General features: G+C 61.4%; 15 protein-coding genes. 11 read left to right on the top strand and 4 right to left on the bottom strand.

What is annotated here, in order from left to right; translation table 11 throughout:
* Positions 1-90 precede the first annotated feature (90 nt).
* The 5 genes from BLS60_RS18765 (at position 91) to BLS60_RS18785 (ending at position 4,858) form a co-directional block, all read left to right on the top strand.
* Positions 91-2,562: a Lon protease family protein gene (locus BLS60_RS18765; RefSeq protein ID WP_092371072.1), complete on the top strand. Its 2,472-nt coding sequence runs from the start codon at positions 91-93 to the stop codon at positions 2,560-2,562.
* A gap of 182 nt (positions 2,563-2,744) precedes the next feature.
* A complete protein-coding gene (locus BLS60_RS18770; RefSeq protein ID WP_092371075.1) occupies positions 2,745-3,086 on the top strand; it encodes a PA4575 family protein in 342 nt (113 codons plus the stop codon).
* Positions 3,087-3,275: 189 nt separating this feature from the next.
* Positions 3,276-3,764, top strand: coding sequence for a TIGR00645 family protein (locus BLS60_RS18775; RefSeq protein ID WP_070882683.1), 489 nt, complete (start codon positions 3,276-3,278; stop codon positions 3,762-3,764).
* Positions 3,765-3,868: 104 nt separating this feature from the next.
* Positions 3,869-4,174 (top strand): DUF6482 family protein, encoded by a 306-nt coding sequence (locus tag BLS60_RS18780; RefSeq protein ID WP_070882684.1) that lies wholly within the window; start codon positions 3,869-3,871, stop codon positions 4,172-4,174.
* Positions 4,175-4,240: 66 nt separating this feature from the next.
* On the top strand, positions 4,241-4,858 hold the full coding sequence (locus tag BLS60_RS18785) for a BamJ family beta-barrel-assembly machinery protein (RefSeq protein ID WP_092371078.1): 618 nt from the start codon (positions 4,241-4,243) through the stop codon (positions 4,856-4,858).
* A 73-nt stretch (positions 4,859-4,931) separates the two neighbouring features.
* Here BLS60_RS18785 and BLS60_RS18790 read toward each other — a convergent pair whose 3' ends face one another.
* Positions 4,932-5,159 (bottom strand): PA4570 family protein, encoded by a 228-nt coding sequence (locus tag BLS60_RS18790; RefSeq protein WP_070882825.1) that lies wholly within the window; start codon positions 5,157-5,159, stop codon positions 4,932-4,934.
* A gap of 192 nt (positions 5,160-5,351) precedes the next feature.
* The gene (locus BLS60_RS18795) at positions 5,352-6,320 is read right to left on the bottom strand and encodes a polyprenyl synthetase family protein (RefSeq protein ID WP_092371081.1); all 969 of its coding nucleotides are present in this window, start codon (positions 6,318-6,320) and stop codon (positions 5,352-5,354) included.
* A gap of 311 nt (positions 6,321-6,631) precedes the next feature.
* On the opposite strand from BLS60_RS18795, the gene rplU reads away from it, so the two are divergent.
* The 5 genes from rplU (at position 6,632) to BLS60_RS18820 (ending at position 10,384) form a co-directional block, all read left to right on the top strand.
* Complete coding sequence (gene rplU / locus BLS60_RS18800) at positions 6,632-6,943, top strand: 50S ribosomal protein L21 (RefSeq protein ID WP_070882687.1); 312 nt, start codon at positions 6,632-6,634, stop codon at positions 6,941-6,943.
* 38 nt (positions 6,944-6,981) lie between these two features.
* Positions 6,982-7,239 (top strand): 50S ribosomal protein L27, encoded by a 258-nt coding sequence (gene rpmA, locus BLS60_RS18805; protein ID WP_042556305.1) that lies wholly within the window; start codon positions 6,982-6,984, stop codon positions 7,237-7,239.
* 219 nt (positions 7,240-7,458) lie between these two features.
* Positions 7,459-8,682 carry an Obg family GTPase CgtA gene (cgtA, locus tag BLS60_RS18810; protein ID WP_092371084.1) on the top strand — a complete coding sequence of 408 codons (1,224 nt, stop codon included), beginning with the start codon at positions 7,459-7,461 and terminating at the stop codon, positions 8,680-8,682.
* A gap of 101 nt (positions 8,683-8,783) precedes the next feature.
* A complete protein-coding gene (gene proB / locus BLS60_RS18815; protein ID WP_070882689.1) occupies positions 8,784-9,902 on the top strand; it encodes a glutamate 5-kinase in 1,119 nt (372 codons plus the stop codon).
* Between the two features lie 17 nt (positions 9,903-9,919).
* Positions 9,920-10,384, top strand: coding sequence for a CreA family protein (locus BLS60_RS18820; RefSeq protein ID WP_070882690.1), 465 nt, complete (start codon positions 9,920-9,922; stop codon positions 10,382-10,384).
* Between the two features lie 94 nt (positions 10,385-10,478).
* On the opposite strand, the gene BLS60_RS18825 is transcribed toward BLS60_RS18820, so the two are convergent.
* Both BLS60_RS18825 and rpsT read right to left on the bottom strand, forming a co-directional pair.
* On the bottom strand, positions 10,479-12,104 hold the full coding sequence (locus BLS60_RS18825) for a methyl-accepting chemotaxis protein (protein WP_092371087.1): 1,626 nt from the start codon (positions 12,102-12,104) through the stop codon (positions 10,479-10,481).
* 170 nt (positions 12,105-12,274) lie between these two features.
* Positions 12,275-12,553, bottom strand: a complete 279-nt coding sequence (gene rpsT / locus BLS60_RS18830; protein ID WP_070882692.1) for a 30S ribosomal protein S20 — start codon at positions 12,551-12,553, stop codon at positions 12,275-12,277.
* Between the two features lie 279 nt (positions 12,554-12,832).
* Here rpsT and murJ point away from each other — a divergent pair, with 279 nt between their 5' ends.
* Complete coding sequence (murJ, locus tag BLS60_RS18840) at positions 12,833-14,377, top strand: murein biosynthesis integral membrane protein MurJ (protein ID WP_092371090.1); 1,545 nt, start codon at positions 12,833-12,835, stop codon at positions 14,375-14,377.
* Positions 14,378-14,458 lie beyond the last annotated feature (81 nt).

The raw sequence follows: 14,458 nt of genomic DNA on the forward strand, positions 1-14,458 counted from the left end.
GGTTCGGCATACATCGCCATCGGCGCCTTGCAGCGGAAAGGGGGCAGCGCGAGAATGCAGGCACTTCTCTGCGGTATTTAAGGATCTCCGATGCTCGATCCCGTTGCAGCCGGCCTGCGCCTGGCGCCCGATGCACTCACCCGTCCCTTCTCGCCTCAGCAGTTCGCCTTCACCACCACCGATGATCTGGAACCGTTCCGTGGCGTGCTTGGCCAGGAACGCGCCGTGCAGGCGCTGCAGTTCGGCGTGGCGATGCCGCGTCCCGGTTACAACGTATTCGTCATGGGCGAGCCGGGCACCGGGCGCTTTTCCTTCGTCAAGCGTTACCTGCGGGCCGAGGGCAAACGCCTGGAAACGCCGCCGGATCGCGTCTACGTCAACCACTTCGATGAGCCCCGCGAGCCCCGCGCCGTCGAGCTGGCGCCTGGTACCGCGGGTGAGTTCATCGCTGATATCAATGCGTTGATCGACAACCTGCTGGCAACCTTTCCGGCAGTGTTCGAGCACCCGTCGTTCCAGCAGAAAAAGAGCGCCATCGACCGCGCCTTCAACAAGCGCTACGACCGGGCGCTGGACGTGATCGAAAAGCTTTCGCTGGAGCGCGGCATCGCGCTGTACCGCGACAGCACCAATATTGCCTTCACGCCGATGCTCGAAGGCAAGTCGGTGGACGAAACCGAATTCGCTCAGCTGCCGGAAGCCGAGCGCGAGCGCTTCCACGCCGATATCGCTGCGCTGGAGGAGCGCCTCAACGAGGAGCTGGCCAGCCTGCCGCAGTGGAAGCGCGAGTCCAGCAACCAGCTGCGTCAGCTCAACGAAGAAACCATCACCGTCGCCCTGCAGCCACTGCTGGCGCCGCTCTCGGAGAAGTACGCCGAGAACGCTGAGGTGTGTGCCTACTTGCAGGCGATGCAGGTGGATCTGCTGAAAAGTGTGGTCGATCTGCTCATCGAAGTGGAAAAGGCCGATGCCCAGACCCGCAAGATGCTCGAGGAAATTTACGCGCCCAGCCTGATCGTCGGCCACCATGCCGACGGCGGCGCGCCGGTGGTGTTCGAGCCGCACCCGACCTACGACAATTTGTTCGGCCGTATTGAATACAACACCGACCAGGGCGCCCTGTACACCAGCTATCGCCAGTTGCGCCCCGGCGCACTGCACCGCGCCAACGGCGGCTTTCTGATTCTCGAAGCGGAGAAATTCCTCAGTGAGCCGTTCGTGTGGGAGGCGCTGAAGCGCGCCCTGCAGTCGCGCAAGCTGAAAATGGAATCGCCGCTGGCCGATCTCGGGCGGATTACCACCGTTACCCTCAACCCGGAAACCATCCCGCTGCAGCTCAAGGTGGTGATCATCGGCTCGCGTCAGCTGTATTACGCCCTGCAGGACGCCGATCCGGACTTCCAGGAGATGTTCCGTGTGCTGGTCGACTTCGACGAGGACATTCCCCTTGCCGATGAAAGCCTGGAGCAGTTCGCTCAGTTGATGAAAACCCGCACCACCGAAGAGGGCATGGCGCCGTTGAGCGCTGCCGCCGTTGCACGCCTGGCGACCCACAGCGCACGCCTGGCCGAACATCAGGGGCGTTTGTCGGCGCGCATCGGGGATCTGTTCCAGTTGGTCAGCGAGGCTGACTTCATCCGCAACCTGGCCGGTGAAGCGGTTACCGACGCCGATCACATCGAGCGCGCCCTCAAGGCCAAGGCCACACGCACCGGGCGCGTCTCGGCGCGGATCATCGACGACATGCTGGCCGGTATCATCCTTATCGACACCGCTGGAGCGGCTATCGGCAAGTGCAACGGCCTGACCGTGCTGGAAGTCGGCGATTCGGCCTTTGGGGTTCCCGCGCGTATTTCCGCGACCGTCTATCCGGGCGGCTCGGGCATCGTCGATATCGAGCGCGAGGTCAACCTTGGCCAGCCGATCCACTCCAAGGGCGTGATGATCCTCACCGGCTTCCTTGGTAGCCGTTACGCTCAGGAATTCCCTCTAGAGATATCCGCGAGTATCGCCCTGGAGCAGTCCTACGGGTATGTGGACGGCGACAGCGCCTCGCTGGGCGAGGTTTGTACGCTGATTTCCGCCCTGTCGCGCACTCCGCTCAAGCAGTGTTTCGCGATCACCGGCTCGATCAACCAGTTTGGCGAAGTGCAGGCGGTCGGCGGGGTCAACGAGAAGATCGAGGGCTTCTTCCGGCTTTGCGAAGCGCGTGGTCTGACCGGTGAGCAAGGCGCAATCATCCCGCATTCCAATGTATCCACGCTGATGCTCGACGAGCGCGTGCTGCAGGCCGTGCGTGCTGGGCAGTTCCACGTGTACGCCGTGCGCCATGTCGACGAGGCGCTGAGCCTGCTGGTCGGTGAAGACGCCGGTACGCCAGATGACAAGGGCAGCTTCCCGAAAGGCAGCATCAATGCCCGAGTGGTTGAGCGTCTGCGCGAAATCGCCGAGATCGGTATGGGCGAAGAGGATAAGCCCGAGCAGGCCAAGGAAGCCCTCACCGCGGCGCTGCCCGCGAAAACGCCGAAGAAACCGCGGGAAAAGAAACCGCCGGTCGAGTAACCGACGACGGGGGATTTGCTCAATTCATGAGCGCGGCCACCGCGACCATCCAGCAAGGCAGGTGAGCGCGCTTGCTCACTTGTCGTGCACAGAGTTATCCACAGCTTTTGTGCATAAGTCAGCCTTGGCCGTTGCCGGTGACGGGTGTAGCCTGAATGCCTGTTATCGCGAGGATCGCCGCCATGTCGCGTAGCCTCTGCCTGACCCGTGATTACCTGGGCATGACCACCCGCATCGAATGCGCGGTGTTGCCGCTGGCTGGTGATCGGGGCTTGTGGACATTGATCTGCGTTGCCGGTATGTCTGCCCGGCAACCGTCTGCAGTCAAGGCGCAGGGCCCATTCCACGGGCCTTCGGTCGTTGAAACGCTGCTTGAGGAAATCGCCGAAAGCCTGGCCAGCCAGGGCTATGCCGCCTGCGACGAGCCGCCTATCTGGCGCCTGCATGCCCAGGCCGAGTTACGTCGACTCAATGCTAGCGGCGCTCATTGGGCCGGTGTTGAACTGTCCTTGCCCGATAGTTGAACACCCGGCGCGCTCGGCGTGTTTAACGGCGAAGCCATCCAGGCTGCGGCGCTGTGCCGCAGTTCTTATCCACAATTGGCGTGATCGCCGAGATTTGCCTTCATGCTCGCTATAGGAGCGGCTGGCGCGGCTTGCTGTGGCTCTTCTGCTGGGTATACTCGCCTGCTGTTCAATCATCTGTGAGAGTCCATGGAACGCTTTATCGAAAACGCGATGTATGCATCGCGCTGGTTGCTGGCGCCGATTTACCTGGGCCTGTCGCTTGGCCTGCTGGCATTGGGGCTGAAGTTCTTCCAGGAAGTGTTCCATGTCCTGCCCAACGTGTTCGCCATGGCCGAGGCCGACCTGATTCTGGTGTTGCTGTCGCTGGTCGACATGGCCCTGGTTGGCGGGTTGCTGGTGATGGTGATGATGTCCGGCTATGAGAACTTCGTCTCGCAGCTGGACATCGACGAGGGCAAGGAGAAGCTCAGCTGGCTGGGCAAGATGGATTCCAGCTCGCTGAAGATGAAAGTCGCCGCCTCCATCGTGGCGATCTCCTCGATCCATCTGTTGCGGGTGTTCATGGATGCCCGCAACCATGAGGCCGATCACCTCATGTGGTACGTGATCATCCACATGACGTTCGTGGTGTCTGCCTTCGCCATGGGCTATCTGGATAAGCTGACCAAGCACTGATCTGCCCTGGACTGTTGACGCCCGGCCCTCGCGAGAGGCCGGGCGTTTTGTTATCTGCGTGGTGGCGGTCGTATAGTGACGTTTCCAAACACCGAGGACATGCCATGACGTTGCCCGAATTGCTGCGCTCCGCGCGTGAAGGCGCGGTAAGCGAGCTCGAACTGATTTCCCTGGAAGGCGGCATCTACCTGCTGCAGATTCTCGGTGCTGAGCAACGTAGCTACCTGGTGGACAGCACAGGGCGCAACCAGCACCTGCGTTCGGTCGAGCATGCCCGTGATCTGCTGCAGGAGCTGCCGGAAGTGCCACTGTTTCTGGTGCACGCGTCGGCCTACGACGAAATGTGCGGCCTGCCCGCGGGCTCCCGTGACGCACTGCGAGTGCCGGTCGGCCTGCGCAGCCGCTGGTGAGCCGCAGGCCGTGGCTGGAACCGTGATAGGCTAGCCGGCCTTTTTTCCAGCTTGCGGAGCGGCGATATGTCCGAACTCAACCTTTCTACTGACGAAGCACGCGTCAGCTACGGCATCGGCCGTCAACTCGGTGGCCAGCTGCGCGACAACCCGCCGCCCGGCGTTAGCCTCGACGCCGTTCTGGCTGGTCTGGCCGATGCCTTCGCCGGTCAGCAAAGCCGTGTCGGCGAAGCCGAACTGTCGGCCAGCTTCCAGGTGATCCGTGATGTCATGCAGGCCGAAGCCAAGGCCAAAGCCGACGCGGCTGCCGGGGCTGGCCTGGCCTTCCTGGCGGAAAACGCCAAACGTGACGGCATCACCGTGCTGGCGTCCGGGTTGCAGTACGAAGTGCTGACCGCAGGCGAGGGCGCCAAGCCATCGCGCGAAGACAGCGTGCGCACTCACTACCATGGCACCCTGATCGACGGCAGCGTTTTCGACAGCTCCTACGAGCGTGGCCAGCCAGCCGAGTTTCCGGTTGGTGGCGTAATCGCTGGCTGGACCGAGGCTCTGCAGCTGATGGGCACTGGCAGCAAATGGCGCCTGTACGTACCGAGCGAGCTGGCTTACGGCGCTCAGGGCGTTGGCAGCATCCCACCGCACAGCGTGCTGGTGTTTGATGTAGAGCTGCTGGACATCCTGTAAGTATCAACTGCGCAGCGCCTGTTATCAGGTCGCTGCGCCGCCTTGCTCTTCATGGCGAGGCGGCCGTTACCTGTCACGGGCGCAAGGCTCGTGAATAGCAGTACAGGAACAGGCTGCGGACCAGCTCCTTGAGCACCAGCGGCTCGCTGGAATTCAGCTCATGCAAGTCCAGATCACCCTGTTTGCGCAGCTCATCCAATGCGTCTTCCTCGAGCACAGCGCACACTTCGCCTGTTTCCCGGTGGAGGATGCGCAGATACGGGTGAGGGCGATCCAGCCAGGCGTCTATCAAGTAAGTCATGCTCATATCTCCCTGCTTAGTGGTTGATATGAGAATAATTCTTATTACGTTAATAGCAAGGATTAATCGGTCCCTTTCGTCGATCCGGCAGCAGGTACGGTTCAGCCTTTAGCTGACGGAACGTCTGCCCATAAAAAATCGCAGGCACAAAAAAGCCCGTCACGGGGACGGGCTTTTCGCAGCCTGCGGAGCTTAGTGAGTGCGTGCAACAGCGAAGTGGCTGAGCTCCACCAGAGCGTCGCGGTATTGGCTGGCGGGCAGGACCTCCAGGCAGGCGATGGCACGCTCCGCGTAGTCACGTGCCAGGTTGGCGGTGTAATCCAGCGCACCGGCGGCTTCCACCGCGTTGCGGATGCTTTCTAGGTCTTCCAGGCCGCCTTTCTGAATCGCCTGGCGCACCAGCGCGGCTTGCTCGGGCTTGCCCTCGCGCATGGTGTAGATCAGCGGCAGGGTGGGTTTGCCTTCAGCCAGGTCGTCGCCGACGTTCTTGCCCAGGGTGGCGGCGTCGCCTTTATAGTCGAGCAGGTCATCGACCAGTTGAAAGGCAACGCCCAGATGATCACCGAAGGTGCGCAGCGCTTCGTTCTGTTCGGGGGTGGCGTTGGCCAGTGCGGCAGCGCTCTGGGTCGACGCTTCGAACAACATGGCGGTCTTGCCGCGGATGACTTCCATGTAGGTTTCTTCGCTGGTGCTGGCGTCGCGGATCTTGGTCAACTGCAGCACTTCGCCTTCGGCGATCACTCGGGTGGCCTTGGCGAGAATCTTCATCACCGGCATGCAGCCGAGCTCGACCATCATTTCGAACGAGCGGGAATACAGGAAGTCGCCCACCAGGACGCTTGGCGCATTGCCCCATTGGGCGTTGGCGGTAGTGCGGCCACGGCGCATGTCGGACATGTCGACCACGTCGTCATGCAGCAGGGTGGCGGTGTGCAGGAATTCGATGGTGGCGGCCAAAAGGCGCAGCCGGTCATCGTTCAGGCCCAGAGCCTTGCCACTGAGCAGCACCAGCAGCGGGCGCAGGCGCTTGCCGCCGGCGGAAATGATGTAGTCGCCGATCTTCTCGACCAGCGGGACGCGGGAAACCAGCTGTTGACGAATAATGCCGTCCACGGCGGTGAAATCATCCGCTACCACACTGTAAAAAGCCTGGGGTTGCATCAGCGACACGTGCTCCTTCTAGATTGCGCGGCATGTTAGGGGCTGTTGGCGTTTCAGCGCAAGCCGAAGGGCCGCCCCGGGCTTTGCAGAATGCGACTGGCTCGCTGCGCATGGGGCAGGCTGTCGAGGCGGTTGCTCGCGGCGCTTGCGCCACTTCGGGTGCTTGCGTACAATCGCGCACCCTGAACTTCCCCCTGGGTATTTCCCTGCCTTACGCAATTGCAAGGGTGTCCTTTAGGCCCCAAGCAGCCATGCCAGCCGACACTTATCCCTATAAAGCGCTGGGTGAGCAGGATTAACGGAGATTTACCATGTACGCAGTAATTGTAACCGGTGGCAAGCAATACAAAGTCACCGAAGGCGAATACCTCAAGGTCGAGAAACTGGAAATCGCCACTGGCGAAGCCGTTACTTTCGACCGCGTGTTGCTGATCGGCAACGGTGACGACGTGACCATCGGTGGTCCGGTCATCGAGGGCGCCACGGTGTCGGCTGAAGTCGTTTCGCAAGGTCGTCACGATAAAGTCACCATCATCAAGTTCCGCCGTCGTAAGCACCACATGAAGCGTCAGGGCCACCGTCAGTGGTTCACTGAGATCAAAATCACCGGTATTCAGGCCTGATTCGTCTCGTCTGAGCCCTTTATAGGAGTATTGAACTCATGGCACACAAAAAAGCTGGCGGTAGTACCCGCAACGGTCGCGACTCAGAAGCCAAACGCCTTGGCGTGAAGATGTATGGCGGCCAGAAAATCATTCCTGGCAACATCATCGTGCGTCAGCGCGGCACCCAGTTCCACGCCGGTTATGGCGTTGGCATGGGTAAGGATCACACCCTCTTCGCGAAAATCGAAGGCGTGATCAAGTTTGAAGTAAAAGGCGCCTTCGGTCGTCGTTACGTGAGCGTCGTCGCGGCCTAATCGCGAAGTTGCTGGAAAAGCCCCGTCCTGCGACGGGGCTTTTTTGTTTCTGTATCCTAGCGTGGTGTTTTTGCTTTTCTATCCGAAAAGCATCAGGTTGCGCGTGCGTGGGTTCTTGCCAAACTGTCCTGGGGTAATTGCGGGCGGTTTCAGGGCAATTTTGCAAGCACCCGGTGTTCCTTGTTTCAGTGACCCGCGTTTTAGGCGGGAGGCGTACCCATGAAATTCGTCGATGAAGTATCGATTTCTGTAAAAGCTGGTGATGGTGGCAACGGCATGATGAGCTTCCGTCGTGAGAAGTTCATCGAGAACGGTGGCCCCAACGGCGGTGATGGTGGTGACGGCGGCTCGATTTATATCGAGGCTGCCGCCAACCTCAATACGTTGGTGGACTACCGTTATACCCGTCGCTTCCAGGCGCCGAATGGTGATAAGGGTGGCAGCACCGATTGCACCGGGGCGAAAGGCGAGGACCTGATCTTGCCGGTGCCGATTGGTACCACGGTGATCGATGCCGGTACCCAGGAAGTGATTGGCGACCTGACCAGGGCCGGGCAGCGCCTGTTGGTCGCGCAAGGTGGCTGGCATGGTCTCGGCAATACGCGCTTCAAATCCAGCACCAACCGTGCGCCGCGGCAGACCACGCCAGGTAAGCCAGGCGATGCGCGTGACCTCAAGCTGGAGCTGAAAGTGCTGGCGGACGTCGGCCTGCTTGGCCTGCCGAATGCGGGCAAGAGTACCTTTATCCGTGCGGTTTCGGCTGCCAAGCCGAAGGTTGCCGACTATCCCTTTACCACGTTGATCCCGAACCTGGGTGTGGTCAGTGTTGATCGCTACAAGAGTTTCGTGGTCGCCGACATTCCAGGGCTGATCGAGGGGGCTTCCGACGGTGCGGGCCTGGGTATTCGCTTCCTTAAGCATTTGTCACGTACTCGCTTGCTGCTGCACCTCGTCGACATGGCGCCGCTGGATCTGACCGATCCCGCTGAGGCCGCGGCTACCATCGTTGCCGAACTGACCAAGTTCAGCCCGTCGCTGGCTGAGCGCGAGCGTTGGCTGGTGCTCAACAAGGCCGACCAGATGCTCGATGAGGAGCAACAGGCACGGGTCGCTGAGATTGTCGCGCGGATCGAGTGGACGGGCCCCGTGTACGTAGTCTCTGCGCTGGCGCGCGAAGGTACCGAGCAGCTGTGCTACGACATCATGGACTTCCTCGAAGCGCGCGCTGAGCGCATTCAGGAAAACCCGGAATATGCCGCTGAGCTGGCCGAGCTCGATACGCGTATCGAAGATGAGGCGCGTGCCCAGTTGCAGGCGCTGGATGACAAGCGCGCCTTGCGCCGCACCGGCGTGCGGGCTGTTGCTGATGTCGATGAAGACGACAGCTTCTGGGATCAGGAAGATGAAGAGGACGGCCCGGAAATCATTTACGTCCGGGATTGATTGGACGACAGACGCCGCTTTATAGCGGCGTTTTTGTAGGTTCTGAGCGTGGCCGCCGGCGACGGCTGGCGATAGTGTGCTTCTGGCTAGGGTTGGAAAACATGCGTGACAAGGTAAGTGGTGCGCAGCGCTGGGTGGTGAAGATCGGCAGTGCTTTGCTGACCGCCGATGGCAAAGGGTTGGACCGCGCCGCCATGGCGGTGTGGGTCGAGCAGATGGTTGCGCTGCGAGCGCAGGGCGTGGAGTTGGTGTTGGTGTCGTCCGGCGCGGTTGCGGCCGGTATGAGTCGCCTCGGCTGGACCGTCCGCCCGAGCGCCATTCACGAATTGCAGGCGGCCGCTGCCATCGGTCAGATGGGATTGGTGCAGGCCTGGGAGTCGAGCTTTGCCGAGCACGGCCGGCGCACTGCGCAGGTGCTGCTGACGCACGACGACCTGTCCGATCGCAAGCGCTACCTGAACGCACGCAGCACGCTGCGTACGCTGGTCGATCTCGATGTGGTGCCAGTGATCAACGAGAACGACACCGTGGTGACCGACGGCATCCGTTTCGGTGACAACGACACCCTGGCGGCGCTGGTTGCCAACCTGGTGGAAGCCGATCTGCTGGTGATCCTCACCGACCGCGACGGCATGTTCGACGCCGACCCGCGCAACAATCCCAATGCCCAGTTGATTCATGAAGCGCGTGCCGATGATCCGGCGCTTGATGCCGTGGCCGGTGGGGTGGGTGGTGCGCTGGGGCGTGGCGGCATGCAGACCAAGCTGCGTGCTGCGCGACTGGCAGCACGCTCCGGCGCGCACACTGTGATTGTTGGCGGCGCCATCGAGCAGGTGCTGGCCCGGCTTAAGGCGGGCGAGCTGCTGGGCACCTTGCTGATTCCCGAGCGCGGCATGCTCGCTGCGCGCAAGCAGTGGCTGGCCGGGCATTTGCAAACCCGCGGCACGCTGGTGCTCGACGCCGGTGCGGTCAATGCGCTGGCTTCGGATCGCAAGAGCCTGCTGCCGGTGGGTGTGAAAGCCGTGCAAGGCAGTTTCCGTCGCGGTGAGATGGTGGTCTGCGTGGCTGCGGATGGTCGTGAGGTCGCTCGCGGCCTGGCCAACTACAGTGCGTTGGAAGCGCAGAAAATCATCGGCCGCCCTTCGGATGAAATCGAGCGGCTGCTGGGCTACGTCGACGAGCCCGAGTTGGTGCATCGCGACAATCTGATTCTGGTCTGACTGTGAGGAAGGTGGCGATGCGTAGGCTTCTTTTGATTGCCGCGGCGATGATGGCGTTGCCGCTCGGTGCTGCGGCCGAAGAGATCGGGCAGGTCTCCACCGTGTTCAAGTGGGTGGGGCCGAACGACAAGATAGTGGTCGAGGCATTCGATGACCCCAAGGTGGCGGGTGTGACCTGCTACCTGTCGCGCGCCAAGACCGGCGGCGTGAAGGGCGGTCTCGGTTTGGCCGAGGATCGCGCCGAGGCGTCGATTGCCTGCCGCCAGGTCGGAGCCATCAGCTTCTCGGGCGAACTCAAGGACGGCGAAGAGGTGTTCCGCGAGCGCACGTCGCTGGTGTTCAAGACCATGCAGGTCGTGCGCTTTTTCGATGAGAAACGCAACACCCTGGTGTATCTGGTCTACAGTGACCGCATCATCGAAGGCAGCCCGCAGAATGCGGTAACTGCCATCCCGATTCTGCCCTGGGCGCAAGCGCGCTAAATCCTCCGGCATGCGACAGGCTTTCAGTGCCCGTTACATTGCGCTCGGGTGCGAGGGCGTGTGCCCGCGCACCCTCTCCCATCATGACCGGTGCTCAGATCCGGAAGCGTGCGACCAGCGTGTTGAGGTCCACGGCCAGGCGCGACAGCTCCTGGCTGGCGGCGCTGGTCTGGTTGGCACCGGCGGATGTCTGCAGTGACAGGTCGCGGATGTTTACAAGGTTGCGATCGACTTCCCGGGCGACCTGCGCCTGCTCTTCCGAGGCGCTGGCGATAACCAGGTTACGCTCGTTGATCATTGCGATGGCTTCAGTGATCTGCTCCAGCGCCGTTCCGGCGCCCTTGGCGACTTCCAGCGTGGTGCGTGCCCGATCATTGCTGTTCTGCATGGCGATAACAGTTTTTTCGGTCCCGCTCTGGATGCCGCCAATCATGCCCTCGATTTCCTGCGTCGATTGTTGCGTGCGATGTGCCAGGGCGCGTACCTCGTCGGCCACCACGGCAAAGCCGCGGCCCGCATCGCCGGCGCGAGCCGCTTCGATGGCGGCGTTAAGCGCCAGCAGGTTGGTCTGCTCGGCAATCGAGCGGATCACATCCAGCACCTTGCTGATCTCGCGAATGCGCTCGGCCAGCTGTTCCACTTCGCTGGAGGTGGTGGTCACGTCCTGGGTGAGTTGGTTGATCGAGGCAACCGTTTCGCGGACCTGCTGGCTGCCGCGCTGCGCGGTGACGGTGGACTGTTGTGATGCTTCGGACGTGCTTACCGCGTTGCGTGCGACTTCTTCCACGGCAGCGGTCATCTCGTTGACGGCAGTGGCGGCTTGTTCGATCTCGGTGTTCTGTTGATGCAGCCCGCGAGTAGAGTCCTCGGTGACTGCATGCAGTTCTTCCGACGCCGATGCCAGCTGGTTGGACGAGTCCGCGATGCTCTGGATGGCAGCGTGCAGGTTCTTCTGCATGGTCTGTAGGGCGCTCATCAGGCGGGCTGGCTCATCGGTGCCTGTCACGCGTATGGTTTGAGTCAAGTCGCCGCCGGCAATGACTTCGGCGACGCTCAGCGACTCGCGCAGTGGGGCGACAATGCTGCGGGTCAGTAGCACCGCCAGCAGGATGGTCACGACCAGGCTGATCACGAGGGTGATGACGACCATCCGTTCTGAAGCAATGAATGCTGCCTGGCTGGCGTTCGTCGAGTCCCGTGCACCATCGTTGTTGAACTGGGAAATATTGTTCAGCGCTTTGGCCAGCCCGTCGGCGTAACCCGTCAGCGGCCCATTGGCCAGTCGCGTGGCTTCGTCGATGCGACCGTTCCGAGATGCTGTCACGACCTGTTGCTGCAGGCCGATGTATTGGTCATAGGCTTTACGCAGTTGGTCGAGCAACTCCTGCTCCTGCGCGGAGCTGACAAGCTTGCTATAAGCGTCGAATCGTCCAGGAATGCTCTGTACCAAGCCGTCGATCACGCTGATGGTGTTACGGCGTTCGGACTCGTCGGTGAGCAATACGCTGCGCAGCGTCAGGGCTCGGATGCGGCCCAGGGTGGTGGAAATACCTTCGGCGGTGGCAAGTGATGGCAGCCAGTTCTCGCGGATCTCCGCCGAGGCCGCATCCATGCGGTTCATCTGGCTCAAGGCAAACAGGCCAAGCCCTAGAATCAGTGTGGCGAGAATGGCAAAGGCCAGGCCTGCGCGTTTTCCAATATTGACGTTTCTCAGGTTCATGGCAGGATTCCATTCTTCGTCCACGCATCATGCGTTCGACAATGCCCTCAATATCGGCAGGTAAGTTCAGTGCTTGATAGCCTAGCTGCCCTCTGGTGGAAATATAGGCGGGCTTTTCTGCAGACAATAAAAAACCGACCCTGGGGTCGGTTTTTCATGAAGCGGGTCGTTTAGGCAGCAGCGGCTTGGCTGAGTGCTTTAACGTGACCGTTCAGGCGGCTCTTGTGACGAGCGGCCTTGTTCTTGTGGATGATGCCCTTGTCGGCCATACGGTCGATAACAGGCACAGCCAGAACGTAAGCAGCTTGTGCTTTCTCGTGGTCTTTGGCGTCGATAGCCTTGACTACGTTCTTGATGTAGGTACGAACCATGGAGCGCAGGCTGGCGTTATGGCTACGACGCTTCTCAGCCTGTTTTGCGCGTTTTTTGGCAGAAGGTGTATTGGCCACCGTCAAGCTCCTCGAAAATGGGTTGCAAACAAATAAGGCCGCGAATCATGCAGGCGAGTCATGCGCTTGTCAAGGCGGATCGCTGCGCGGTCACTATGAACTGCCGGACGGGAAGGGTGCTTTCTCGGCGTGGTGATTCTACACTCGCGGCCCGTGTCGGTGAATGCCGCACGCGCAGGAATTTTTGTGGTCTGTGTCTGGCGCAATGCAGCAACCGCCCCGGGTTGGCGTGCAGGACGTAAACCAACGCTTCGAACCTGAATCAGGGCGCTTCGCTGAATGAATCTACTCAAGTCGCTGGCCGCAGTCAGCTCGATCACCATGCTGTCTCGTGTGCTGGGTTTTGTACGCGACACCATAATGGCCAGGATTTTCGGCGCCGGTATTGCCTCGGATGCCTTCGTGGTGGCCTTCAAGTTGCCCAATCTTTTGCGGCGCATTTTTGCCGAAGGGGCTTTTTCCCAAGCCTTCGTGCCGATTCTGGCCGAGTACAAAACCCAGAAGGGCGAGGAGGCGACACGCACCTTCGTCGCCTATGTAGCCGGCCAGCTGACCCTGGTGCTGGCGTTGGTCACGCTGCTTGGTGTGCTGGCCGCGCCGTGGATCGTCTGGGCGTCGGCGCCGGGCTTCAGCGACAATCCCGAGCGGTTTGAGCTGACCAGCGATCTGCTGCGGGTGACCTTTCCTTATATATTGCTGATTTCGCTGTCCTCCTTCGTCGGCGCGCTGCTCAACACCTGGAACCGCTTTGCGGTGCCGGCATTCGTACCGACGCTGCTCAACGTCAGCATGATTTTCTTTGCCCTGTTCCTGACGCCATATTTCGACCCGCCGATCATGGCGATGGGCTGGGCGGTGCTGGTCGGCGGGTTGTTGCAGTTGCTCTATCAGCTGCCGCATCTGCGCAAGATCGGCCTGCTGGTGCTGCCGCGTCTTAACCTGCGCGACAGTGGCGTGTGGCGGGTGCTGCGGCAGATGGGGCCGGCGATCCTAGGTGTATCGGTGGCGCAGATTTCGCTGATCATCAACACCATCTTTGCCTCCTTTCTGGTCGCGGGTTCTGTGTCGTGGATGTATTACGCCGACCGCCTGATGGAGTTGCCGGCCGGTGTGCTGGGCGTCGCGCTGGGCACGATCCTTCTGCCGTCACTGGCCAAGACCCACGCTGCTGAAGATCCCGCCGCCTATTCGAAACTGCTCGATTGGGGTCTGCGCCTGTGCGTGCTGCTGGCGCTGCCGTGCGCCCTGGCGCTGGCGCTGCTGGCCGAGCCGCTGGTGGTGGCGCTGTTCCAGTACGGCAAGTTCACCGCCGTCGATGCCGACATGACTCAGCGCGCCTTGCTCGCCTATTCGGTGGGGCTGCTCGGCATGCTGTTGGTCAAGGTGCTGGCCCCCGCGTTCTACGCCCGCCAGGACATTCGCACGCCGGTACGCATCGCCATGTTCACCCTGCTGATGACGCAGGTGATGAACGTACTGTTCGTGTTCGTGATTCCGCTGGCGCATGCCGGCCTGGCGTTGGCGATCGGTCTGGCGGCCTGCCTGAATGCCGGGCTACTGTTCTGGAAGCTGCGCGCCCGCGGCTTCTATCAGCCGCAACCCGGCTGGGGCATGTTCGCCAGCAAGCTGTTGGCGGCGTTGCTGGTGATGGTCGTGGTGCTGGTCGGGATGCTGTGGCTGATGCCGGCCTGGAGCGACGGCAACATGCTGCAGCGCCTGTTGCGACTCGGCGCGCTGGTCGCGGCCGGGGCGCTGAGCTACTTCGCGGTATTGGGGATACTCGGTTTTCGCCTGCGCGATTTCGCCCGCCGTTCGGTCGGCTGAAAAATAAAGCTGCCTCTTGGCTGGGCGGCGCCGACAACAGAACGCCGTATCAGCCTACCCGGCGCCAGCCGCTGTGCGTAT

This window comes from Phytopseudomonas seleniipraecipitans (genome assembly GCF_900102335.1).
Taxonomy (GTDB): domain Bacteria; phylum Pseudomonadota; class Gammaproteobacteria; order Pseudomonadales; family Pseudomonadaceae; genus Aquipseudomonas; species Aquipseudomonas seleniipraecipitans.

Excerpts from the sequence above, each read along its gene's own strand:
- BLS60_RS18765 (WP_092371072.1), top strand. The coding sequence starts at position 91 with ATGCTCGATCCCGTTGCAGCCGGCCTGCGCCTGGCGCCCGATGCACTC.
- BLS60_RS18770 (WP_092371075.1), top strand. The coding sequence starts at position 2,745 with ATGTCGCGTAGCCTCTGCCTGACCCGTGATTACCTGGGCATGACCACC.
- BLS60_RS18775 (WP_070882683.1), top strand. The coding sequence starts at position 3,276 with ATGGAACGCTTTATCGAAAACGCGATGTATGCATCGCGCTGGTTGCTG.
- BLS60_RS18780 (WP_070882684.1), top strand. The coding sequence starts at position 3,869 with ATGACGTTGCCCGAATTGCTGCGCTCCGCGCGTGAAGGCGCGGTAAGC.
- BLS60_RS18785 (WP_092371078.1), top strand. The coding sequence starts at position 4,241 with ATGTCCGAACTCAACCTTTCTACTGACGAAGCACGCGTCAGCTACGGC.
- BLS60_RS18790 (WP_070882825.1), bottom strand. The coding sequence starts at position 5,159 with ATGACTTACTTGATAGACGCCTGGCTGGATCGCCCTCACCCGTATCTG.
- BLS60_RS18795 (WP_092371081.1), bottom strand. The coding sequence starts at position 6,320 with ATGCAACCCCAGGCTTTTTACAGTGTGGTAGCGGATGATTTCACCGCC.
- rplU (WP_070882687.1), top strand. The coding sequence starts at position 6,632 with ATGTACGCAGTAATTGTAACCGGTGGCAAGCAATACAAAGTCACCGAA.
- rpmA (WP_042556305.1), top strand. The coding sequence starts at position 6,982 with ATGGCACACAAAAAAGCTGGCGGTAGTACCCGCAACGGTCGCGACTCA.
- cgtA (WP_092371084.1), top strand. The coding sequence starts at position 7,459 with ATGAAATTCGTCGATGAAGTATCGATTTCTGTAAAAGCTGGTGATGGT.
- proB (WP_070882689.1), top strand. The coding sequence starts at position 8,784 with ATGCGTGACAAGGTAAGTGGTGCGCAGCGCTGGGTGGTGAAGATCGGC.
- BLS60_RS18820 (WP_070882690.1), top strand. The coding sequence starts at position 9,920 with ATGCGTAGGCTTCTTTTGATTGCCGCGGCGATGATGGCGTTGCCGCTC.
- BLS60_RS18825 (WP_092371087.1), bottom strand. The coding sequence starts at position 12,104 with ATGAACCTGAGAAACGTCAATATTGGAAAACGCGCAGGCCTGGCCTTT.
- murJ (WP_092371090.1), top strand. The coding sequence starts at position 12,833 with ATGAATCTACTCAAGTCGCTGGCCGCAGTCAGCTCGATCACCATGCTG.